The organism is Brevibacterium otitidis, from assembly GCF_042429315.1.
GTDB lineage: Bacteria > Actinomycetota > Actinomycetes > Actinomycetales > Brevibacteriaceae > Brevibacterium > Brevibacterium otitidis.
In genome coordinates this window covers 113683-134817 of the sequence record NZ_JBHMAU010000018.1, presented here as the reverse complement: position 1 = coordinate 134817, position 21135 = coordinate 113683, and the positions used below count along the sequence as shown (strand labels likewise).

22 protein-coding genes and 1 pseudogene are annotated in these 21135 nt (G+C 66.8%); 16 read left to right on the top strand and 7 right to left on the bottom strand.

Going from position 1 to position 21135, the window contains the following annotated elements:
- Positions 1-106: 106 nt before the first annotated feature.
- Positions 107-439, top strand: a pseudogene (locus tag ACFFN1_RS02035) (M20/M25/M40 family metallo-hydrolase); the annotation flags it as partial.
- A gap of 145 nt (positions 440-584) precedes the next feature.
- Here ACFFN1_RS02035 and ACFFN1_RS02030 read toward each other — a convergent pair.
- The gene (locus tag ACFFN1_RS02030) at positions 585-1556 is read right to left on the bottom strand and encodes a DMT family transporter (protein ID WP_376838113.1); all 972 of its coding nucleotides are present in this window, start codon (positions 1554-1556) and stop codon (positions 585-587) included.
- The gene (locus ACFFN1_RS02025; RefSeq protein ID WP_376838111.1) at positions 1553-1756 is read right to left on the bottom strand and encodes a DUF5703 family protein; all 204 of its coding nucleotides are present in this window, start codon (positions 1754-1756) and stop codon (positions 1553-1555) included. The genes ACFFN1_RS02030 and ACFFN1_RS02025 overlap by 4 nt, the downstream gene beginning before the upstream one ends.
- 102 nt (positions 1757-1858) lie before the next feature.
- On the opposite strand from ACFFN1_RS02025, the gene ACFFN1_RS02020 reads away from it, so the two are divergent.
- Positions 1859-2554, top strand: a complete 696-nt coding sequence (locus ACFFN1_RS02020) for a histidine phosphatase family protein (RefSeq protein ID WP_376838109.1) — start codon at positions 1859-1861, stop codon at positions 2552-2554.
- Positions 2555-2620: 66 nt separating this feature from the next.
- Here ACFFN1_RS02020 and ACFFN1_RS02015 read toward each other — a convergent pair whose 3' ends face one another.
- Complete coding sequence (locus tag ACFFN1_RS02015; RefSeq protein WP_376838107.1) at positions 2621-3448, bottom strand: undecaprenyl-diphosphate phosphatase; 828 nt, start codon at positions 3446-3448, stop codon at positions 2621-2623.
- 146 nt (positions 3449-3594) lie between these two features.
- Here ACFFN1_RS02015 and ACFFN1_RS02010 point away from each other — a divergent pair, with 146 nt between their 5' ends.
- The gene (locus ACFFN1_RS02010; protein ID WP_376838105.1) at positions 3595-4518 is read left to right on the top strand and encodes an aldo/keto reductase; all 924 of its coding nucleotides are present in this window, start codon (positions 3595-3597) and stop codon (positions 4516-4518) included.
- A 139-nt stretch (positions 4519-4657) separates the two neighbouring features.
- Here the strand turns inward: ACFFN1_RS02010 and ACFFN1_RS02005 are convergent, their stop codons facing one another.
- The gene (locus ACFFN1_RS02005) at positions 4658-5020 is read right to left on the bottom strand and encodes a hypothetical protein (protein WP_376838103.1); all 363 of its coding nucleotides are present in this window, start codon (positions 5018-5020) and stop codon (positions 4658-4660) included.
- A 108-nt stretch (positions 5021-5128) separates the two neighbouring features.
- Here ACFFN1_RS02005 and ACFFN1_RS02000 point away from each other — a divergent pair, with 108 nt between their 5' ends.
- The 3 genes from ACFFN1_RS02000 (at position 5129) to mshC (ending at position 7933) form a co-directional block, all read left to right on the top strand.
- Complete coding sequence (locus ACFFN1_RS02000) at positions 5129-5695, top strand: Rv2134c family protein (protein WP_376838101.1); 567 nt, start codon at positions 5129-5131, stop codon at positions 5693-5695.
- Between the two features lie 8 nt (positions 5696-5703).
- The gene (locus tag ACFFN1_RS01995; RefSeq protein ID WP_376838099.1) at positions 5704-6600 is read left to right on the top strand and encodes an Rv2133c family protein; all 897 of its coding nucleotides are present in this window, start codon (positions 5704-5706) and stop codon (positions 6598-6600) included.
- Between the two features lie 100 nt (positions 6601-6700).
- Positions 6701-7933 carry a cysteine--1-D-myo-inosityl 2-amino-2-deoxy-alpha-D-glucopyranoside ligase gene (mshC, locus tag ACFFN1_RS01990; protein WP_376838097.1) on the top strand — a complete coding sequence of 411 codons (1233 nt, stop codon included), beginning with the start codon at positions 6701-6703 and terminating at the stop codon, positions 7931-7933.
- A gap of 60 nt (positions 7934-7993) precedes the next feature.
- On the opposite strand, the gene ACFFN1_RS01985 is transcribed toward mshC, so the two are convergent.
- Positions 7994-8830, bottom strand: a complete 837-nt coding sequence (locus ACFFN1_RS01985; protein WP_376838095.1) for a PAC2 family protein — start codon at positions 8828-8830, stop codon at positions 7994-7996.
- A gap of 22 nt (positions 8831-8852) precedes the next feature.
- Here ACFFN1_RS01985 and ACFFN1_RS01980 point away from each other — a divergent pair, with 22 nt between their 5' ends.
- Positions 8853-9566 (top strand): HAD family hydrolase, encoded by a 714-nt coding sequence (locus tag ACFFN1_RS01980; protein ID WP_376838093.1) that lies wholly within the window; start codon positions 8853-8855, stop codon positions 9564-9566.
- A gap of 83 nt (positions 9567-9649) precedes the next feature.
- Here the strand turns inward: ACFFN1_RS01980 and ACFFN1_RS01975 are convergent, their stop codons facing one another.
- A complete protein-coding gene (locus ACFFN1_RS01975; protein ID WP_376838091.1) occupies positions 9650-10513 on the bottom strand; it encodes a RecB family exonuclease in 864 nt (287 codons plus the stop codon).
- A 182-nt stretch (positions 10514-10695) separates the two neighbouring features.
- On the opposite strand from ACFFN1_RS01975, the gene ACFFN1_RS01970 reads away from it, so the two are divergent.
- The 3 genes from ACFFN1_RS01970 (at position 10696) to arc (ending at position 14770) form a co-directional block, all read left to right on the top strand.
- A complete protein-coding gene (locus tag ACFFN1_RS01970; protein ID WP_376838089.1) occupies positions 10696-11874 on the top strand; it encodes a site-2 protease family protein in 1179 nt (392 codons plus the stop codon).
- An 86-nt stretch (positions 11875-11960) separates the two neighbouring features.
- Positions 11961-13052 carry a tRNA (adenine-N1)-methyltransferase gene (locus ACFFN1_RS01965; RefSeq protein WP_376838087.1) on the top strand — a complete coding sequence of 364 codons (1092 nt, stop codon included), beginning with the start codon at positions 11961-11963 and terminating at the stop codon, positions 13050-13052.
- Positions 13049-14770, top strand: a complete 1722-nt coding sequence (gene arc, locus ACFFN1_RS01960) for a proteasome ATPase (protein ID WP_376838084.1) — start codon at positions 13049-13051, stop codon at positions 14768-14770. Before ACFFN1_RS01965 ends, arc begins: the two co-directional genes overlap by 4 nt.
- Positions 14771-14813: 43 nt before the next feature.
- Here the strand turns inward: arc and ACFFN1_RS01955 are convergent, their stop codons facing one another.
- Positions 14814-15191, bottom strand: coding sequence for a DUF3054 domain-containing protein (locus tag ACFFN1_RS01955; protein WP_376838082.1), 378 nt, complete (start codon positions 15189-15191; stop codon positions 14814-14816).
- Positions 15192-15234: 43 nt separating this feature from the next.
- Between ACFFN1_RS01955 and dop the strand changes: the two genes are divergently transcribed.
- From dop to ACFFN1_RS01925, 6 genes are all read left to right on the top strand, one after another.
- Entirely contained in the window at positions 15235-16794 is a 1560-nt protein-coding gene (gene dop / locus ACFFN1_RS01950) for a depupylase/deamidase Dop (RefSeq protein WP_376838080.1), read from the top strand.
- Position 16795: 1 nt separating this feature from the next.
- Positions 16796-16990 (top strand): ubiquitin-like protein Pup, encoded by a 195-nt coding sequence (locus ACFFN1_RS01945; protein ID WP_376838078.1) that lies wholly within the window; start codon positions 16796-16798, stop codon positions 16988-16990.
- Positions 16987-17802 (top strand): proteasome subunit beta, encoded by an 816-nt coding sequence (gene prcB, locus ACFFN1_RS01940; RefSeq protein WP_376838076.1) that lies wholly within the window; start codon positions 16987-16989, stop codon positions 17800-17802. The genes ACFFN1_RS01945 and prcB overlap by 4 nt, the downstream gene beginning before the upstream one ends.
- Complete coding sequence (prcA, locus tag ACFFN1_RS01935; RefSeq protein ID WP_376838074.1) at positions 17799-18569, top strand: proteasome subunit alpha; 771 nt, start codon at positions 17799-17801, stop codon at positions 18567-18569. The genes prcB and prcA overlap by 4 nt, the downstream gene beginning before the upstream one ends.
- Positions 18566-20041, top strand: a complete 1476-nt coding sequence (gene pafA, locus ACFFN1_RS01930) for a Pup--protein ligase (RefSeq protein ID WP_376838120.1) — start codon at positions 18566-18568, stop codon at positions 20039-20041. The genes prcA and pafA overlap by 4 nt, the downstream gene beginning before the upstream one ends.
- A gap of 95 nt (positions 20042-20136) precedes the next feature.
- Positions 20137-21111, top strand: a complete 975-nt coding sequence (locus ACFFN1_RS01925) for an FKBP-type peptidyl-prolyl cis-trans isomerase (RefSeq protein ID WP_376838072.1) — start codon at positions 20137-20139, stop codon at positions 21109-21111.
- The last annotated feature ends 24 nt before the right edge of the window (positions 21112-21135 follow it).

Genomic DNA, 21135 nt, shown 5'->3' with positions numbered 1-21135 from the left:
CCTCGCCCGCGGCTACCGCAACCAGCACAACTACCGCCTCCGCATGCTCCTCGCCGCCGGCGGACTCACCCCATGACCCCCACCGGATGTCCGAAGAGCCCTCAAACTCAAGGAGCTCGCCGGCGAGGGCGTCGACATCGAAGAGGAGATCACCGGCACAGCACTCGAGTCGCCCTTCGGCGGACGGCTCGTCGACACCATGGTGGCGGCGCTGCAGGAGGAGGATCCGGGCGCCAAGGTGCTGCCGTACACGCTTTCAGGCGGCACTGACAACAAGGCACTGTCGCTGCTGGGCATCACCGGCTACGGCTTCGCCCCGCTGCGCCTGACCCCGGACCTCGACTTCCCAGCGATGTTCCACGGCGTCGATGAGCGGGTGCCGGTGGCCTCCCTCGAATTCGGTGCGCGCGTGCTCGGCCGCTTCCTCATGGAGGCCTGAGCCTGCCCTGTCGGTGACCGGGCCGCCTTGCTCAGCGTCTGAGCTGCCCGCCTCGGCGCCACAGTCGCCTGCTCGCCTCCGCCTCCGCGGAACTCATACCGGCCGTCCTTGTGCTGACAGGGACGGCCAGCGGCGTTTCCTCACCTCAGTCGTGGCTGCCGGCCCAGCGCTGTGGGCGCCGGATCGAGGTGACGATGACGCCGATGAGCACGAGCCCGATGCCGATGTACGTCTGCAGGCCGATCGGTGCAGCACCGACGGGCAAGACGATGTCGATGATGAGGGAGCCGAGCAGATTGCCGAACAGCACGAGCAGGCTCAGCAGCAGCACACCGAGGCGGCCGACCGCGAGTGCGGAGAAGCCGATGAACATGACGCCGAGCATGCCGCCGATGAGCATCCACCACTGTCCGGGCAGCTGCGGGAAGCCGCTGATCGGCACGCCGGTGAGCCGCACGATGACGGCGATGACGAGGAGGAAGAGCACGCCGCCGACGAAGTTCGTGAAGGTGGCGGCGTAGGCCGAGCAGGCTGCGTTCTTGACATGGCCGTTGAAGGCCTGCTGGAACGCGGTCAGCACGCCGGAGGTCAACGGCACGAGCGGCGCCCACAGGGCCACCCCGTAGGACAGTGCGCCGGCGGACGATACGGCGACGCCGGCGATGACGATGATGACGCCGAGGATGCGCGGCAGGGTGATGGCCATCCGTCCGCCGGGGCTCAGCGACGTGTTGTCGACGATGAGCGCGCCGACGAGCTGCCCGCACACGAACGACATGATGAAGGTCGCCACGCCGAACAGCGGCACCGTCAGCACCTGGGCGATGACGACGCCGGCACCGGGGATGCCGCCGGTGAGCATCCACCAGGAGACGTCCCGGTCGGCCACCGCACGCACGGCCCGGCCGATGCCGCGCCGGGCGCCGGGGGCGAAGGGGAGGATGAGGCACAGCAGCAGGAGTCCGCCGGAGAAGGACACCAGCGCGGCATACATCCCATGGCTGATGACTCCGGTCAGATGGGCATTCGTGGTGCCCTGCACCGCCATGCCGAGGCCGGCGGTGATCATCGCCGCTGCCAACAGCAGCGCCGGCCCGCGCGATGCCTGGGCGGTCATGCGCTGCGCTCGATCCGGATGATGCGTCGGCGCAGCCACACCGTCTTCGTCCCGCCCATGCCGATGCGGGTGCGTGCGAGCTCCCAGTGCCCGTACTCAGCTTCGTCGGTCAGCAGCCGGGCGGCCTCTGAGCGAGTCATGTCGCGGTGCAGGCTCACAGTGCGGAACTCGTATTCCACGGGTGGGCGACGTCGTTTCACATGACCTCCTTCACTGCGCTGAGGCTACCACCGCGGCCGGCGCGTTTTCGTGCGCTTCAGCTGGCGGACACGCCGGGGACCGGGTGCACTATCCTGAGCGGTATGGTCCATCTGGTTCTCATCCGGCATGGGGAGAGCGACGCGAATGCCGCCGGGCTGCTGGCCGGGCGGATCCCAGGGGTCGATCTGACGGCGGCTGGACGTGCGCAGATCCGCGATCTGGCCGGCATGCTGCCGTTCCCGCACATCGCCGCGCTGCGCTGCTCGCCCCTGCTGCGCTGCCAGCAGACGGCCGCGGAGCTGCAGGCGATCATCGGCCCCATCGACGAACGCGAGGACGACGGCCTGGCGGAGATCGACTACGGGGAGTGGAGCGGCCAGCCGCTGGCTGAGCTCAAGAAGCTCAGCGCGTGGACCGAGGTGGCTGAGAGCCCCTCGACCGTGGTCTTCCCGGGCGGGGAGTCGATGCAGGCAGCCGCCATCCGCGGGGTTGCCGCCGCCGAGGCGTTCGTCGCCGAACTGCGACGGCTCGCTCCCAGCACGCCGGCCTCCGGCGCAGACACGTCCGGAGAGCAGCCGGCGATCGCCGGGATCATCGTCAGCCACGGCGACATCATCAAAGCGATCCTCGCTGACGCCCTCGCATGCCCACTCGACCGCTTCCAGCGCATCAGCGTGGCACCCGGTTCCTTCAGCGTCATCGCCTATCCGGGTGACGGGCACCCGGTCGTGAGCGCCATGTCGGTCACCGCCGGCGGGCGCGTGGCAGCCAGCCCCGACCTCGGCGGCGGCCGCTGACGAGAGCACAGGCCCAGCCGGCCGGAGCGACGCGAGGTGTGCCGGCAGCCGTGGGCGGCCAGCCGATCAGAGGGCTGCGATCACGCCGGTGCCGAGCAGCACGTAGATGAGCACGCCGATGATAACCCGGTACCAGACGAAGACCGCGAAGGAGCGGGTGGAGATGAACTTGAGGAAGCCGACGATGACGGCATAGCCGACGATGAAGCTCACCGCGGTCGCGACGACGGTCGGGCCCCAGCCCAGCACCATCGGCTCACCGACGCTCTTGACGAGACCGTAGAACCCCGAGGCCATGACGGCGGGCACCGCAAGGAGGAACGAATAGCGGGCAGCGGCTTCGCGCTTGAAGCCCATGAGGCGGCCGGCGATGATCGTGCCGCCGGAGCGGGAGACGCCGGGGATGAGCGCCATCGCCTGCGCGAAGCCGTAGAGGATGCCCTGCCCCCAGGTCATGTGCTTGAGCTCGAGGGTGCGGGGCCCGTACCGGTCGGCGAGGCCGAGGATGATGCCGAAGACGATGAGCATCGTCGCGGTGATCCACAGACTGCGCAGGATGCTCTCGATCTGGCTTTCGAACAGCAGACCGAGCACCGCGATCGGCAGCGAGCCGAGGATGATGAGCCAGCCGAGGCGGACCTGCGGGTCGTCCTTGGGGCCCTTGCCCACGAGTGCCCGGCACCAGGCGGCGATGATGCTCGTGATGTCCTTCCAGAAGTACACGAGCACAGCGGTCTCGGTGCCGATCTGCACGATGGCGGTGAAGAAGGCTCCCGGATCCTGCCCGGGGAGCAGGAATTCGCCGACGATCCGCAGATGCGCAGATGAGGAGATCGGCAGGAACTCCGTCAGGCCCTGCACGATTCCGAGGATCACGGCGACGAGCCAATCCATGCTCTCACTCCTAGCAGTCGGCGCCCGCGGCCGGGATCTGACGGCGGGATGCTGGTCGGCAGCGGCGAATCAGCAGGGGAGAGGCGACGCACCGGCTGGCAGACCCACATCAGGGTAGACCCTGTCATCAGGTAACCTCAAGGACTATGCACGTTCATCGCGTCGGAACATCGGGTCTGGAGCTCTCCGAACTGGGGCTCGGCACCTTCGACTGGGGCAGCCGCGTCGACGACAGCACTGCCCAGCAGCTCCTCGACACCTACGCCCAGGCCGGAGGCACCGTCCTCGAGCTGCCGGCCTTCGCATCACCGGCAGCCGATGTTCTGGGTCGGCTGACAGTCAGCGACGAGATCACTGTGTGTGCCCGTGTCGGCGTCGCGCAGCGCGGCGACGAACCCGTCCTCAGCCTGTCGCGGCAGCAGGTGCTCCGGCAGACCCGCGAGCTGCTGCAGCGGATGAACCGCCAGCACATCGACGTCCTCGTCCTCGACGGCTTCGACGCCCGCACACCGCTGGAGGAGACGGCGTCTGCGCTCGACACGCTGCTCGGCAGCGGCGACATCGGCTACATCGCGTGCGCCTACCATGCCGGCTGGCAGCTGGCCGCGGTCGCCGGTGCCGGCATCCCGGTCGCGGCGGCATTCAACGAGCGCTCCCTGCTCGAACGCTCCGCGGAGACCGACGTCGCTCCGGCCGCCGACTACCTCGGCATCGGCATGGTCGCCGGTGCGGCCCTCGGGCGCGGCGCGCTCTCAGGCCAGTACCTCAGGGGAGTGCCCGCTCAGTCGCGTGCTGCGGTTCATCAGGACGGCTACATGCAGCGCTACCTGTCGGAGGATGCGCGGCGGATCGTCGCGGGGGTGTGCAAGGCGGCCTCCAGCCTGGAGATCGCGCCCGTCGATGTGGCGCTGGCGTGGACGCGCTCACAGGCGCCGGCCTGCAGTCTCATCAGCCCGCGCACCGTCGATCAGCTGGAGCAGCTGCTCGGCAGCGATGCGGATCTGCAGCCGGAGATCGTGCAGGTGCTCGATCAGATCTCCGATCCCGCAGTCGACGATCCCACTGCCTGACCGCCAGCCTCTGCGCCGATTCCGCGGGCAGAGGCGTCGGTGCACGCAGCTGGGCAGCTCAGCGGCGCGGTGACGACTGAGCAGCTCAGCAGCGCGGTGACGCCCTCAGCGCAGGGCACAGGCCGATGAGGCCGGCTGCTCAGTCTTCGTCGTCGAAGTCGTCGTCATCCTCATCGAAGTCGTCGTCACCGTCGAAGTCATCTTCGTCATCGTCTTCGTCGTACTCATCATCGTCGTCATAATCGTCGTCGTCGAAGTCGTCAGCATCATCGTCATCGTCGTCGGCCTTCGCGTCCTCCTGGTCGTCGAAGAGCTCGAGCGGCGTGACCTCTTCGAACGCCCGGTACAGGGCCTCTTCGTAGACGTCGAAAGCCTCCGCGAGGGCCATATAGGAGGCTTCGACACGCGGATCCTCGTCGGAGGTGCGATGGGCCGCTGCAGCGTAGTGCGCGCGGATTGCCGAAAGGAAGTCTTCCAGGGCCACTTCGGGTTCAAGGCTCATAGCACCAATGTACCCCTCCTCAGGCACCTGCGTCACCAGCAGCTCACCTGTTGACCGCGGGTGCCTGGGCCGATGACGAGGGGATTGCGATGTCATAGGGTAAGAGCTATGGCCGCCCCGATCTTCGAACACGCATCACCCGACCGGTTCATCGCCGGCACCGTCGGCTTGCCGGGTGAGCGCACCTTCTTCCTGCAGGCCGCCTCCGAGGCGGTCGTCACCTCGGTGACGCTGGAGAAGGAGCAAGTCGAGATGCTCGGGGAGCGGATGGACGAGCTGCTCGATATGGTCCGCGCCAAGGGCGCGAGTACCGTTCCGATCCCGGTCGGCCCGGTTGCACATCTCATCGACAATGCCGGTCTGACGATGCCCGTCGACCCGGAGTTCGTCGTCGGCACCATGAGCCTGGGCTGGGATACGCAGGCGGGGCTGCTCATCGTCGAATGCTATGAGCTCACACAGCAGGACGCCGAGTCCGGCTCCAGCGGCGATCCGGAGGACGACTCCCAGGACCGCCGCTTGCTCAAGGTGACGCTCACCGCTGAGCAGGCGCGGGAGTTCGCCCGCCGCGCCGACCAGGTCGTCAATGCCGGGCGTGCCGACTGCCCGTTCTGCTCGCTGCCGCTCGATCCTGCCGGTCATATGTGCCCGCGCGCCAATGGGATCGCCCGCTGATGCCGGGTATGACGACGCGCAGCAGCGAGTCGGCCACAGAATCGGACTGGCCGGACATCTCGGTGCGCATCGACACTCCCACACAGCTGGCCCCAGCAGACGACACCGCTGCCATCACCGAGGCGCTGGCCGCCGGGACCGTCCATCAGCTCGGCCGCATCCCGCATGCCTCCAATGACACGCGTCTGGTGACAGTCACGGCCCACGACACCGTCCTGCGGGCGGTCTACAAGCCAGCTGCCGGGGAGCGGCCGCTGCACGACTTCCCGCATGGCACCCTGGCTGGCAGAGAGGTCGCCTGCTTCGAACTCGGCCGCGCCATCGGACTGCCGGTCGCCCCGCCGACGGTCATGCGCACAGATCTCGCAGCCGGCCCGGGCTCCCTGCAGGCGTACGTCGAAGCGCTCAACCCGGATGACGCCCTCATCGACGTCTTCGCTCCGGAGGATGTGCCCAGCTCCTGGGCAGCGATCTTCTCCGCAGTCTCCGAAGATGGTGAAGACCTCGTCGTCGCGCACGCTCTGGCACCGGCGCTGCGCGACATCGCACTCTTCGATCTCATCGCCAACAACGCCGACCGCAAGGCTTCCCACATCCTCAGCGGCCACTACCGCTTCGACGGCGCAGAGCCGGCGATGTTCGGCATCGACCACGGCCTGACCTTCCACGCTGAGCCCAAGCTGCGCACCGTGCTGTGGGGCGTCTCCGGTGAATCCTTCACCCCGGCCGAGACCCGGCTGCTCGCAGCAGTCGCTGAAGATCCCGAGCTTACGCAGCTGCTGCAGAACTGGCTCACTGAAGCCGAAGCCGTGGCGACCGCCGAGCGGGCCGCCGCGCTGCTCGACCTCGGTTCCTTCCCGCTGCCGCCGAGCACCCGGACACCCATCCCATGGCCGCCGCTGTGAGCGCGCCGACCTGGGTATCCGGATCCGCGTGAGCACCGGCGACAGGCCGGGGCAAGGACCGTGTTGAGGTCCCTGATTGCTCACTCGTATGCTGGGGAGCGTGAAACCATGGCAATCTCCTGATATTCCTCAGCTCTCCAGCTCCGGCCGGGGCCCCGATGTCTACTGCACCGCCGTGCAGGGACCCGTCAACGCCCCCGGCAAGGGGAAGGTCGCCCGCCTCTACGTCTGCGGGATCACGCCCTACGACTCAACCCACCTCGGGCATGCGGCGACCTACGTCGCCTTCGACGTCATGCAGCGTGTCTGGCGCGATGCCGGTGTCGAGGTGAGGTATGTGCAGAACATCACCGACATCGACGATCCGCTTCTCGAACGTGCAGCAGCGACCGGCGTCGACTGGAGGGAGCTGGCCGACACCGAGATCGACCGGTTCCGAGGGGATATGGAAGCCCTGCGGGTCATCGCCCCCGACCACTACATCGGCGCTGTTGAGAGCATGGATCTCGTCGTCTCCGCCGTGACCGAGCTGCTGGCCAACGGCTACGCCTACCGCCTCGACAACGGTGACGTCTACTACCGCGTCGGTGCGAGCACCAAACCGCCGTTCGGCTCGGTTTCGCACTATGACCGCGAGGCGATGATGCGCCTGTTCGGTGAGCGCGGCGGCGACCCCGACACTCCGGGCAAGGAGGATCCGCTCGATCCGCTGCTGTGGCGGGCCGAACGCGAAGGCGAGCCCTCCTGGGACGGCGGTGAGCTCGGTGCCGGCCGTCCCGGCTGGCACATCGAGTGCGCTGCCATCGCCGGCGAATACCTCGGCTTCCCGCTCACGATCCAGGGCGGCGGCAACGACCTCATCTTCCCGCACCACGAGATGTGCGCAGCCCATGCCACAGCGATGACCGGTGAGCCCTTCGCCGATGTCTTCATGCACACCGGCATGGTCGGCTACGAGGGTGAGAAGATGAGCAAGTCGCGCGGGAACCTCGTGTTCGTGTCCCAGTTGCGCGAATCCGGCGTCGATCCGATGGCGGTGCGCCTGTGTCTGCTCGCTTACCACTACCGATGCGACTGGCACTACTCCGAGGACGTGCTCGAGTATGCCCAGCAGCGTCTGCAGCTGTGGCGGCGGGCCGCCGAATCCGGTTCCACGCTCAGCGCAGCCGAGGTCATCGACGATGTGCGCTACGATCTCGCCGATGATCTCGACACGCCGTCGGCGCTGTCCACCCTCGATGAGTGGGCCGCCTCTGTCAGCAGCGAAGGATCCCGCGCCGACACCGAGGAGATCGTGACCGCGATCGACGCATTGCTCGGCATCAAACTCTGAGGCGGCGTCATCGAGCCGTGAGGCGTTGACGTTCCTTCAGCTGAGCTGCATGCGTCTGCCTCAGGCGCCGTCGCGGCGGCGATGCTGCAGGTAGCGTTCGAATTCGCGGGCGATCGCCTCGCCCTTGGCTTCCGGCAGCTCCGAGGTCTCGGCAACCGATTCGAGATGTTCGACGTGATCCTGCAGGTCCGGATTCGCCTCCACGAACTCCTCGACGCCGACCTCCCATGCCCGCGCATCCTCCACGAGCTCGTACTGGGAGACGACGAGCCCGGTGAGATCTTCGAAGGCCCCGAGCAGGGACAGGATCGCCTTGGGCGACGGGGTGCCGGCGACATAGCCCGGCACGGAGACCGTCAGCGCAACTGCCGGGATACGGCGGGCGGCGAGGTCGACGGCGAAGACCTCGAGGAATCCGGCCGATCCCTCCCCGTAGGCCGACTCGACACCTTCATAGGCGCTGACGACATCGCCCTGCTCACTCGTGACCTGCACCGGCAGCGGACGGCGGTGGGAGACCGCAGCCGGCGCGCCGCCGAGCAGCACCACGCGGTCCGTCTCATCGGCCTCGGCGAGCAGCTCGTCGAACGCCTCGGGCCAGCCGAAGGTCGGTTCGGAACCGATCATGACCGCGACGCTGATCGGGGTTCCCGGCACGGTCCCGGTGTAGGTCTCGATACACGGCCACTCCACCTCGGCGTCGAGGCCGGTGCGCCGGATGCGCGGGCGCACAAGGCTGTAGTCGTAGAAGCCGGCGACGAGCTTCGCTTCCGCCGGCTGCAGTTCCCACGCGTCGACGAGATGGTGGGCAGTGTCGACTGCGCTCTGCCCGGCATCGTCCATGCCTTCGACGGCGAGGATCCGCAGACACCGATCGGAGGGAGGCAAGAAGTCCATGGGCACAGACTACGCTAGAACTATGCGACATTATGCGGCAGTCCTCTGGGACATGGACGGCACTCTCGTCGACACCGAACCCTATTGGGTGGAGGCCGAAACCGAGCTCATGCACGCACACGGTTTGGACTGGGATGAGGAGAAGGGCATGCTCATGGTCGGCAATGAGCTGCTGACATCTGCCAATATCCTCATCGCCCACGGACTCACCCTGCCGGCGGAGGAGATCGTCGAACTGCTCCTCGACCGTGTCGTCGAACTCGTCCGGCAGCATGTGCCCTTCCGCCCCGGTGCCAAGGAGCTGCTGGCAGACCTGCACGCCAATGAGGTGCCCTGCGCACTTGTGACGATGTCGTACCGTCGCCTCGCCGAGGCGGTCGTCGCCGCCTGCCCCGAAGGCGCCTTCGCAGCCCTCATCACCGGCGACGAGGTGCCGGCCGGCAAACCCGACCCGGCGCCCTATCTCATCGGCGCCGCCCAGCTGGGCGTGCCGCCTGAACAGTGCGTTGCCTTCGAAGACTCCGTGCCGGGCCTCACCAGCGCCGAGGCCGCCGGCACGATCGCCTTCGGCATCCCGCATCTGGTGCCGCTGCCGGAGAAACCCGGCCGCCGGCTCGTCCCGACGCTGGAGGGGATGAGCGCTCAGTCGCTCGACGGGCTCATCGGCGCAGGCACCCCGCATGGGCCCGGCGTCGCGGATGCCCAGGAGGCTGCCGACAGCGACGAGCAGAGCTGAAGCGACGGTGCTGAGTTCAGAACCTCATCTGCGCTGGAGCCGTGGTGGTCTCAGGACTGTTGTGAGCTCAGGCCGTTGTGTCCTCAGGGCTGCCGGTCGTCGTGCAGCTCGCTTGGCTCGCCCTGACCGGAGAACAGGTCGACGCCGGCGATCTCCGTGATCTCCGGAGCCGCGGGCGCGGTGTTGCCCCAGGCGGGGCAGATCGGCTTGAAGGAGCACCAGTTGCACAGCGGTGAGCGGCGCGGTCGCCAGCGTCCGGACTGTGCGGCGTCGGTGATTTCGTTCCAGATTCCGCGCACCTCGAACTCGGTGCGCTCGATATCGGCCATCGTCGGGTGCATATCGAGTGAGCTGCGCGACCCCAGGTACAGCAGCTTGAGCGTATGCACGAGCTGCCCTTCGCTCAAATAGTGCATGAGCGCGTAGAACCGCATCTGGAAATCGGCTTCGCGCCCGTACTGCGGCTTGGGCTGCTTGCCGGTCTTGTAGTCGACAAGGCGCACAGCGCCGTCAGCTGCGGCATCAACACGGTCGATGAACCCGCGCAGCAGCGGCCCGCCTTCCAGCGGCACTTGCACGAACTCCTCCCGGCGATCGGGTTCGAGCATCTGCGGAATCTCCAGGGAGAAGTACGAGCGGCACAGCTCAGCCGACTCGTTGAGCAGCTGCCGGCGATCCTCTTCCGCAGGGAACAGTTCGGCAACCCGGTCATCCTCGTCCGTGAGCCGGGTGAGTTCGATCGGCAGCAGCTCGATCGTCTTCTCCCACGTCCGCTCCGGAGCCACCGCATCGAAGAGCCGTTCGAGCACGGCGTGCACGAGCGTGCCCTTGAAGGCCGCCGGTGAGAGCGGCTCGGGGAGCTTATCGATCGAGCGGTACCGGAACTTCAGCGGGCACTGCACGAAGTCATTGGCCCGCGAGGGTGACAGAGCTACGAGTTTGGCCATGTCGCACACCCTACCGGCCGGCATGGACAGCGCCGCCCGGGAACGCCTGCACGCCGCCTGGGGACGCCTATACGACCAGTCCGCACGGTCTGCCCGGCGGCTTTCGTGCCTGCCGAAATCGTCGCTTTCGCCTCGGCATGGCCACACGCTGTGCGAGGCTGCTGACCTTTAGGATGGTGGGCATGACACAGGCGAGCACCTCATCAGGCCCGTCGACGAAGCAGACAGGAGCGTCGAACGGCCTCATCATCGGCAGGGTCTTCGGCGCCCCTGTTGTCCTCGCCTGGTCCTGGTTCGTCGCCGCGATCATCATCACGGTGCTCTTCGCACCCTGGGTCTCGAACGTGCGCCCCGACCTTGGCATCGCATCCTGGGCGGTCGCCTTCGCCTATGCCGTATTCCTTTTCGCCTCGGTGTTCCTCCACGAGTTCGCCCACGCCGTCGCCGGCACGGCGGTGGGCCAGCGGGTCGCAGCGATCGAGCTCAACATCTGGGGCGGCTTCACCCGCTTCGAACCCAAGATCGAAGAGGATCCGAAGCGCGCAGCGTCGACGAGCTTCATCATCTCGATCGTCGGACCGATCATCAATCTCGCCCTCGCCGGTATCGGCTGGCTGGCGATGAGCGCTTTCGAACAGTCGTCCGTCGGCTGGCTGCTGCTCATCGCCGTGACCTTCGCCAATGCCGCGCTCGGCATCATCAATCTGCTGCCGGGCATCCCGCTCGACGGCGGCTGGGCCATCCAGGCCCTCATCTGGCGCGGCACCCGCAGTCAGTACCTCGGCACCCTCATTGCCGCCTGGATCGGCCGGATCATCGCTGCCGGCTTCGTGTTCTGGGCTCTCATCCCGCCGCTGCTGCGCGGGGAGCGCCCCGACCTCGTGACCGTGCTGTGGATGTCGGCGATCGCGTTCATGCTGTGGTTCTCCGCCGGGGACTCCGTCACCCACGCCAAGCGGGCACGCCGCATGGAGACTTATGATCTGCGCGCCGTCATCCAGCCGGCGATCGCCGCCACTCATGATTCGTCGATCGAACAGACCCTCAGCTTCGCCGATTCGCTCAATATGGGCCCGACGGTCATCATCGTCGTGCTCAATGAGCGGGGCCTTCCCTATGGCTTTCTCGATCGGCATGCCGCCTCGCAGGTGCCGATCGGCGCTCAGCAGCAGGAGACGATCGCAGCCTATGCTCGGCCGTTCGGCGGCTGGATCGGCGTGCCAGAGGATATCACCGCACCGCATCTGCTCGAATCGCTCACCCACCGCCCCAAAGCCTCCTACTGCATGGTGATGCGCGGATCGACGCTCACCGGGGTGATCGACCTGCAGGAGTTCTTCGACGAGCTGCTCGCCGACTGAGCTGCCGGTTCACCAGCAGGTCAGTCGCCGTTCACGCAGTGAGAGACCGTCCTTCCGCTTGCGGACAGGTACTAGAGTGAGGGCATATGAATGGACAGCAGGCTTCCGGCGCGCCGATTCGGCGCGGCCCGTTCCGGATCGGCGATAAGGTTCAGCTGACTGACCCCAAGGGGCGGATGCACACGATCGTGCTGACCGCAGGCGGCACCTTCCACGCCCACACCGGCACACTGGAGCATGACCAGCTCCTCGGCCAGCCCGAAGGCGTGACCGTCCGCAATTCCTCCGGCACCAGCTACCAGGCGCTGCGTCCTCTCCTGGAGGACTTCGTGCTCTCGATGCCGCGCGGAGCAGCCGTCATCTATCCCAAGGATGCCGCTCTCATCACCACCCTCGGCGATATCTTCCCCGGCGCTGTCGTCGTCGAAGCCGGGGTCGGCTCCGGTGCGCTCACACTGTCGCTGCTGCGCGCCGTCGGCGATCAGGGCCGCGTCCATTCCTTTGAGAAGCGCCCTGACTTCGCTGAGATCGCCGCTGGGAACATCGCCGACTTCTTCGGTGGGCCCCATCCAGCCTGGTCGTGCACCACCGGTGACTTGGCCGCAGAGCTGCCGCAGGCTTTCGGTCCCGGCGATGTCGACCGGGTCGTGCTCGACATGCTCGCCCCCTGGGAGTGCCTGCCCGCGGTCACCGAGGCGCTCATTCCCGGCGGCGTGCTCATCGTCTACGTCGCCACCGCCACGCAGCTCTCGCGCACCGCCGAGGCGATCCGCGCCACCGGCACCTACACCGAACCGCACGCCATGGAGTCGATGGTCCGCGACTGGCATCTGGAAGGTCTGGCGGTGCGCCCGGTCCACCGGATGATCGGCCACACCGGCTTCCTGCTCTTCGCCCGCCGGCTCGCACCCGGCACCCAGCCGCTGGAGCGCAAGCGCCGTCCGCAGGGATCTGAGCCGAGCGCGGAGGACCGCGCCCACTGGGAGGGCGGCGAGTTCACCGATGAGACCCTCGGGCACCGCTATGCGACCGGCAAGAAGATGCGCCGACTCAAACGCGAGGTCGGCTCGCGGAAGAAGGCCGAAGAGGCCTCTGCACAGCAGGCCGATACCGCCGCCGCACCGAAGGGCCCTGACCAGACTGACAGCGACGACACCGCTGCAAAGGAGAATCAGTGACTGCCACCCCAGGTCCCACCGAGGATCTCGCCAAGCTGCGCAAGGACTCAGCCCAGCTGCGACAGCAGCTGTTCAACGCCTCGAAGCGCAATGAGGTGCTGACGAAGACGCTGCGCCAGGCGCGCGAGGAGCTCAGCCGGATCCGCGCCGAGGCCGAGCGGATGTCCGATCCGCCGAACTCCTTCGGCACCGTGCTCGGCGTCGTCACCGATGCCGAAAGTGTGCCGGAACTCGACGTCTACACCTCGGGACGCCGGATGCGGGTGGCGATCTCAACGGACCTCGACACCGCTGCGCTGCGCCCGGGCATTCAGGTGCGGCTGTCCGAGGGCCTCGTCGCCCTCGAAGCGGTCGACTACACCCGCGTCGGCGATGTCGTGACCGTCCGCGAGGTGATGGACGCCGACCGGATCCTCGTCGGCACCCCCGGCGATGACGAGCAGGTCTTCCTGCTGGCCTCCGTGCTGCAGGAGGAGGGTGTGCGCCCCGGCGACGCGGTCCTTGTCGACACCCGCACCCGCTTCGCCTATGAGAAGGTCGCCAAGCCCGAGGTGTCCTCGCTGCTGCTCGAAGCGGTCCCGGACATCTCGTACAACGACATCGGCGGCTTGGCTGCGCAGATCGACATGATCCAGGATGCCGTTGAGCTGCCCTTTGAGCACCCGGAGCTCTACACCGAGCACGGCCTCAAGCCGCCCAAGGGCATCCTCCTCTACGGTCCGCCCGGCTGCGGCAAGACGCTCATCGCCAAAGCGGTCGCCCACTCGCTCGCACAGCGTCGCGGCGATGAGACGACGCGCTCGTACTTCCTCAACATCAAGGGCCCGGAGCTGCTCGACAAGTACGTCGGCGAGACCGAACGGCAGCTGCGCCTCATCTTCTCCCGCGCCCGCGAGAAGGCGACCGGAGGCTCACCGGTCGTCGTGTTCTTCGATGAGATGGAATCGCTGTTCCGCACGCGCGGCACCGGCAAGTCCTCCGATGTCGAGACGACGATCGTGCCGCAGCTGCTGGCAGAGATCGACGGTGTCGAACAGCTGGAGAACGTCATCGTCATCGGCGCATCCAATCGTGAGGACCTCATCGACCCGGCGATCCTGCGTCCGGGCCGCCTCGATGTCAAGATCCGCATCCAGCGGCCCGACCGGTCTGGTGCTGCCGAGATCTTCTCGAAGTACCTCACCCCGGAGCTGCCGCTGCACGCCTCCGTGCTCGACGCGGCCGACGGCTCCCGTGTGCAGGCGGTCGAGGCGCTCATCCACCGCTGCGTCGAACGGATGTTCTCCCGGTCAGCGGAGAACGAGTTCGTCGAGCTCACCTATGCCGACGGCACCTCCGAGGTGCTCTACTACGGCGATTTCGCCTCCGGTGCGATGATCTCGAACATCGTCGACCGGGCGAAGAAGCATGCGATCAAATCGCTGCTCTCCACAGGCGAACGCGGCATCAGCTGGGAGCACCTCGAGCGAGCAATCGGTGAGGAGTTCTCCGAGCACGAGGATCTGCCGAACACCTCGAATCCGGATGAGTGGTCGCGGATCTCCGGCCGCAAGGGCGAACGGGTCACCCATATGCGGATGCTCGGTCAGGAACGCTCCCAGGCTGCCGAGGCACAGGCCGAGCGCTCTCGCGACCGGGAGCTGGCCGCCGAGGCGCAGGCCGCCTGGGGAGCGGATGCCGAACCACACACTGCGGTGCCGGATCCGGACCTGCTGTGAGCCGCCCGACCGCCTGCCGCATCCGGGGTGCAGCAGGCTCGGCTCAGCGGGCTGAGCGGCCGGAGACAGCCGTGGCGATGACGCGCCAGCCGACGAGCGTGACGAGGTTGAGGCTCGCGGCCACGACGATGAACGGGCCCTCGGTGCCAGCGCCGGTGAGCGCGCGGATCACCATGCCGAGCAGCACGGTCGTCGCCCACAGGCCGGTGCCGGTGCGCAGCGGCGCCAGGGGAGCAGCCCACACAGCGTTGAGCAGCCAGGCAGCGAACAGCCCGCTGAGGAACGGCCACGCGGTCTGCAGGATCTGCTCGGGCACCAGCGACTGGTGATGCGTGTAATGGCCGACGATCGTGAAGAGCGCGACGAGGCACGCATCGACGACGACGGCGATGAACAGATGAGATGATTTCTTTGCAGCCACGCACCGATTCTACGTCCGTGCCGGCAGCAGACAGGAGGACGACATGCTGAGTGTCAGACGCGTGATGGGAGCCGAGACGGAGTTCGGCGTCTCCCAGCCCGGCCGCCCGGAAGCCAATCCGATGCGCGATTCCGCCCGCGTCATCGACGCCTATGCGGGCCCGCGCGGGCTGAAGTCTGCGCAGAGCTTCTGGGACTTCGCCACCGAGTCTCCGCTGGCCGATGCCCGCGGCTTCATCATGAATGAGTCGCAGGCGCACGTCTCGCAGCTGACCCATCTGCCGCAGGCCCAGCCCGATGCGCAGTACCTGGCCAATGTGGTGCTGGAGAACGGCGCGCGCTACTACGTCGATCATGCCCATCCCGAGTACTCCTCACCGGAGACGCTCACACCCCGCGATGTGGTGCTGTGGGACCGGGCCGGCGATGTCGTGGCGCTGCGTTCGGTCGAGGCGCTGGCCCGCACCGAGGAGCCGGTCAACCTCTACAAGAACAACACCGATTCGAAGGGTGCGAGCTACGGGGCGCACGAGAACTACCTCGTCGACCGCGATGTCGACTTCGATGAGCTCGCCGCCTGCCTCATCCCGTTCTTCACCACCCGCCAGATCCTCTGCGGCGCCGGCCGGGTGGGCATCGGCGCCGAAAGCGAACGGCCCGGCTACCAGATCTCCTCGCGTGCTGACTTCTTCGAAGCCGAGATCGGCCTGGAGACGACACTGCGCCGCCCGATCGTCAACACCCGCGACGAACCGCATGCCGATCCGCTCATCTACCGCCGCCTGCACGTCATCATCGGCGATGCGACGCTGGCCGAGCCGGCCACCCTCGTGCGCTTCGGCGCGACCTCACTCGTGCTCGGGCTCATCGAGGCAGGCCGCTGCCCGCGCATCGAACTCGCCGACCCGGTCGCCGCCCTGCAGCAGGTCTCCCACGACCTGAGCATCTCCGAACCGCTGGAGCTTGCCGACGGCTCGCACATGACGGCGATCGAGATTCAGCGGATGTACTGCGCGGCCGCCGCCGAGGCGGTGGGCGCCGCACCTGATGCGGACACCGCCGAGGTGCTCCAGCTGTGGGATCGCTTCCTCACCCAGCTCGCCGAGGACCCGATGAGCCTGGCCGCCGAGATCGACTGGGTGGCGAAGCTCGCGCTGCTGACCCGCTACCAGGAGCGTGAGTCCCTGCCGTGGAACCACCCGAAGCTCGCACTCATCGACGTGCAGTACCACGATGTGCGCCCGGCCAAGGGGCTGTTCCACAAGCTCGAAGCCGCCGGCCGGATCCGCCGCTTCACCACCGATGAGCAGGTGCTGGCAGCGGTGGAGAACCCGCCGGAGGACACGCGCGCGTATCTGCGCGGCCGGGCGGTGGAGAAGTTCACCGAAGCCCTCGTCTCCGCCAGCTGGGATTCGCTGGTCTTCACCACCGGTTCGGACCGCCTCGTGCGCGTGCCGATGAACTATCCGCTCAAGGGCACGAAGGAGCTCGTCGGCGCGATCGTCGATGCTGCCGGGAGCGTGCACGAGCTGTTGGAATCACTGGGTATCACTACACTTGAGGACAGCAGTCCGAGAGTCCACCGCGACAGGAATGAGGTGTGAGATGAGCGGTCAGGAACAGATCCGCCACAATCGCAAGGACGGGGCCGAACCGCCGGAGGAGGCGCCCATCGCCCCGCAGGCGCAGACCCAGATCAACACAGCAGCGGTCGACTCGATCCTTGATGACATCGATTCGGTGCTGGAGACCAATGCCGAGGAGTTCGTGCGCAACTTCGTGCAGAAGGGCGGCCAGTGAACCCCGGATTCGATCCGGCGTTCCTGTCGGCGACCACCAACTCCTTCACCGATTTCGCCCGGGCCGTCGCCCCGGATGTGCTGCCGTTGCACATGCGCGGCGAGCTGCCGGCAGCTCGTGAGCTGACCGCCGTTCCCGATGGCACGACGATCATCGCCTGCAAGACCGCCAAGGGCGTGCTCATGGCAGGCGACCGCCGGGCGACGGTCGGCAATCTCATCGCCAGCCACATCATCGAAAAGGTCCACGCCGCCGATTCCGCTTCCGTCATCGGCATCGCCGGCACGGCCGGGCTGGCGCTTGAGCTCATCCGCCTCTTCCAGCTCGAACTCGAGCACTACGAGAAGATCGAAGGCACTCCGCTGTCGCTGGAGGGCAAGGCGAACCGGCTCGCCTCGATGCTGCGCTCCAGCCTCGGCCTCGCGATCCAGGGGCTTGCCGTCGTGCCGCTGTTCGCCGGCGTGGAGCCCGGCCGGGAGGCGGGCCGGATCTTCAGCTTCGATGTCACCGGCGGCAAGTACGAAGAGGTGAACTTCCACTCGATCGGCTCCGGCTCCGGATTCGCCCGCGGCGCGCTCAAGAAGCTGTGGACGCCGGGCCTGTCGGAGGCCGGGGGAGTGCGCGTGGCCGTTGAGGCGCTCATCGATGCCGCCGATGACGACTCGGCGACCGGGGGACCGGACTTCGTCCGCCAGGTCGCTCCGATCGTGCGCGTCGTCGACGCAGACGGGGTGCGCCGCGTACCCGAAGCCGAGGTGCTGGAGATCGCGACCGCGGTCGTCGCCTCGCGTGCGGAAGGAGACCGCCGATGAGCATGCCGTTCTACGTCTCGCCCGAACAGCTCATGAAGGACCGGGCGGAGTTCGCCCGCAAGGGCATCGCCCGCGGCCGGTCGGTCGTCGTGCTGCGCTACGACGATGGGATCCTGCTGCTGGCGGAGAACCCCTCGGCGACCCTGCACAAGATCGCCGAGATCTACGACCGGATCGGCTTCGCTGCCGTCGGCAAGTACAACGAGTTCGAGACCCTGCGCCAGGCCGGTGTGCGCTATGCCGATCTGCGCGGCTTCTCCTACGACCGCGCCGATGTCACCGCCCGGGGTCTGACGAACGCCTACGCCCAGACCCTCGCCAGTGTCTTCACCACCGAGTCGAAGCCCTTCGAGGTCGAGCTCGTCGTCGCCGAGATCGGTGAGGATGCGGCCGGCGACCGGCTCTTCCGGCTGTCCTATGACGGTTCGGTCGCCGATGAGAATGAGCATGTCGCCATCGGCGGACAGGCCGAGGAGATCGGCGCCCGGCTCGCGGGCCTGCGCACCGCTGACAAGCCGCTGGCCGAGGTGCTGGCGATCGGCCATGCGGTGCTCGCCGGTGACAGCGAGCCGATCGACCTCGATGATCTGGAGGCGGCGGTGCTCGAACGCTCCGCCACATCCCACCGCACCTTCCGCAGGCTGCGTGCGGAGACGATGCGCGAACTGCTCGACGCAGCCGGCGCCTCGGGTACGGGCGGCGCGACCGGCGCCTCGGGAACGGGCGGCGCGACCGGCGCCTCGGGAACGGAAGGCGGGGAGGCATAGTGAAGCGGATCTTCGGCCTCGAAACCGAGTACGGACTGGCCTTCACACAGGGCACCTCGCGGCGCGTCGGACCCGAGGAGATCGCCCGGTATCTGTTCCGACCGGTCGTCGAATGGGGCCGGTCGTCGAATGTGTTCCTGCCCAACGGCGCGCGCCTGTACCTCGATGTCGGTTCGCATCCGGAGTTCGCAACCGCCGAATGCGATGCCCTGCCCGATCTGCTCGCCCAGGATGCTGCCGGCGATCAGATCATGGTCGAACTGCTCACGAAGGCGCAGCAGGCGCTCGAAGACGACGGCATCGACGGACGCGCCCACCTCGTGCGCAACAACGTCGATTCGGCCGGCAACTCCTATGGCAGCCATGAGAACTACCTCATCCGCCGCTCGATAGACTTCACTCATCTCACGAGTGTGCTGCTGCCGTTCCTCGTCGCCCGGCAGCTGCTCGTCGGCGCGGGCGCAATCATCCCGGCGAAGGTGACGACTGAGCTGAAGCCGGCCGATTCGAACCGCGCGAACCCGCATGCCCCGGCCCGCGCTCCCGAGGTGGCCCCGGGCCAGCTGCAGTTCGGGCTCTCCGCCCGCTCCGATGTCATGTGGGAGGGCGTGTCCTCAGCGACGACGCGATCGCGGCCGATCATCAACGCCCGCGATGAACCGCATGCGGATGCGGAGAAGTACCGGCGGCTGCACGTCATCGTCGGTGACTCCTCGATGTCGCAGACGACGACGGAGCTCAAGGTCGGCTCGACCGGCCTCGTGCTCGACCTCATCGAGACCGGGGTGCCGGTGGAGGATCTGAGCCTGCGCAACCCGATCCGCGATATCCGGCGGATCGCCCGCGACCTCACCGGCCGCACCGAGCTCGAACTGGCCTCCGGTCAGACGAGGACGACTCTGGAGCTGCTCGGCATCTACCTGGGCCGGGCGGCGAGGCTCGTCGACAAAGGCGACCACAGCCTCGGCGACGATGGCACCGCGGCACGGGTCATCGACCGGTGGCAGCGGATGCTCACAGCCGTGGAGACCGGGGACTTCGCTCCGGTGGCCGGGGAGATCGACTGGGTCATCAAGCGTCAGCTGTTCGACCGATATCTGTCCCGCGGGCAGCTGGAGCTGAGCGATCCGCGCATCGCCCGCCTCGACTTCGCCTACCACGATCTCACCCCGCAGACGTCGGTCTTCAAACAGTTCGAGGCCAAGGGCGCAGCCGCCCGGGCGGTGAGCGATACGGCAGTGCAGACCGCCCGCCACCAGCCGCCGGCGACGACGCGGGCGCATCTGCGCGGACGCTTCGTCGCTGCGGCACAGGGGGCGCGCAAGGACTTCACCGTCGACTGGGTGCACCTGCGGATCAACGACCAGCTGCAGCGCGCGATCGTGCTCAAGGACCCCTTCGCCGCCCACAGCGAGCAGGCCGAGACCCTCATCGACGGCCTTGATGCGGAGCCGGCCGACTTCGTCGTCTGAGCCGCGCGGACAGGCACCGTGGGTGTGACACTCAGTGGCATGCCAGTAAGATTCTGTACGTTTGTGGAGATCACTCCGACCTGAGAGGAAAGCTCGTGCGAAAGACCCTCATCAGCGCTCTTGCCGTAACGGCGCTGCTGCTCACCGGCTGCGGTGATGACAGCGCCAAAGGCAATCCGGCTGATAGCCCGACTCCGATATCGGTTGACGACGCAAAGAGTACGTCGCTTGACGAGGTTGAAGTAACTGGAGAAGCTACTAAAAAGCCTGAGGTCAAGTTCAGCGCACCTCTTGTTATAGAAAAGCCTGCTCACCGAACCATTCTTGAAGGCGACGGTGAAACCATCAAAGAAGGTCAACAGGTCACTGCACATTTGACCATCTATTCCGGCGACACTGGAGAGTTCTTAGAATCCAGTTATGACAATAAGAATCCTGCCGGGTTTGCCCTTGCACCTAGCGATGTAAATCAACATATGATCGACGCGCTAAAAGGTGCCAAAGTTAATTCGCGAACCCTGGTGAGTTTTAATGGGCCATATCAGTCTGCTCAGACTCCGCAAACGCTCGTCTACGTTGTCGATGTAGCCAACGTTGAGGACTCAATTGAACCTCTCGATAAGGCACAGGGTAAAGAAGTTGAGCTGCCAGACGACTTGCCTAAGGTCACTCGGGACAGTAGCGGGAAGCCCAGCATTGAAGCACCTGAAGGTGATCCTCCAACTGAACTGGTAGTTGAACCTACAGTGGAGGGTGACGGCCCTGAAGTACACGAAGGACAGGTTGTCAACGCAAAGTACACCGGTTGGCTTTGGGACGACACCTCAAAGCCGTTTGATTCAAGCTGGGAGCGTCCGGACGGCAACGCCCTACCGGTCACGGTTGGTCAAGGCGCCGTCATCCAGGGGTGGGACGAAGGTCTCGTCGGTCAGAAGTATGGATCGCAGGTTCTGATGATTGTGCCACCAGACAAGGGCTATGGCGAACAAGGTGCCCCACCGAACATTCCGGGAAACGCAACTCTGATCTTCGTAGTAGATATTCTTCCGCCAGATGGATCACAAAACTAACTGTCATGTTTAGAACGGCATACG

Excerpts from the sequence above, each read along its gene's own strand:
- ACFFN1_RS02030 (WP_376838113.1), bottom strand. The coding sequence starts at position 1,556 with ATGACCGCCCAGGCATCGCGCGGGCCGGCGCTGCTGTTGGCAGCGGCG.
- ACFFN1_RS02020 (WP_376838109.1), top strand. The coding sequence starts at position 1,859 with ATGGTCCATCTGGTTCTCATCCGGCATGGGGAGAGCGACGCGAATGCC.
- ACFFN1_RS02015 (WP_376838107.1), bottom strand. The coding sequence starts at position 3,448 with ATGGATTGGCTCGTCGCCGTGATCCTCGGAATCGTGCAGGGCCTGACG.
- ACFFN1_RS02010 (WP_376838105.1), top strand. The coding sequence starts at position 3,595 with ATGCACGTTCATCGCGTCGGAACATCGGGTCTGGAGCTCTCCGAACTG.
- ACFFN1_RS02005 (WP_376838103.1), bottom strand. The coding sequence starts at position 5,020 with ATGAGCCTTGAACCCGAAGTGGCCCTGGAAGACTTCCTTTCGGCAATC.
- ACFFN1_RS02000 (WP_376838101.1), top strand. The coding sequence starts at position 5,129 with ATGGCCGCCCCGATCTTCGAACACGCATCACCCGACCGGTTCATCGCC.
- ACFFN1_RS01995 (WP_376838099.1), top strand. The coding sequence starts at position 5,704 with ATGACGACGCGCAGCAGCGAGTCGGCCACAGAATCGGACTGGCCGGAC.
- ACFFN1_RS01985 (WP_376838095.1), bottom strand. The coding sequence starts at position 8,830 with ATGGACTTCTTGCCTCCCTCCGATCGGTGTCTGCGGATCCTCGCCGTC.
- ACFFN1_RS01980 (WP_376838093.1), top strand. The coding sequence starts at position 8,853 with ATGCGACATTATGCGGCAGTCCTCTGGGACATGGACGGCACTCTCGTC.
- ACFFN1_RS01975 (WP_376838091.1), bottom strand. The coding sequence starts at position 10,513 with ATGGCCAAACTCGTAGCTCTGTCACCCTCGCGGGCCAATGACTTCGTG.
- ACFFN1_RS01970 (WP_376838089.1), top strand. The coding sequence starts at position 10,696 with ATGACACAGGCGAGCACCTCATCAGGCCCGTCGACGAAGCAGACAGGA.
- ACFFN1_RS01965 (WP_376838087.1), top strand. The coding sequence starts at position 11,961 with ATGAATGGACAGCAGGCTTCCGGCGCGCCGATTCGGCGCGGCCCGTTC.
- dop (WP_376838080.1), top strand. The coding sequence starts at position 15,235 with ATGCTGAGTGTCAGACGCGTGATGGGAGCCGAGACGGAGTTCGGCGTC.
- ACFFN1_RS01945 (WP_376838078.1), top strand. The coding sequence starts at position 16,796 with ATGAGCGGTCAGGAACAGATCCGCCACAATCGCAAGGACGGGGCCGAA.
- prcA (WP_376838074.1), top strand. The coding sequence starts at position 17,799 with ATGAGCATGCCGTTCTACGTCTCGCCCGAACAGCTCATGAAGGACCGG.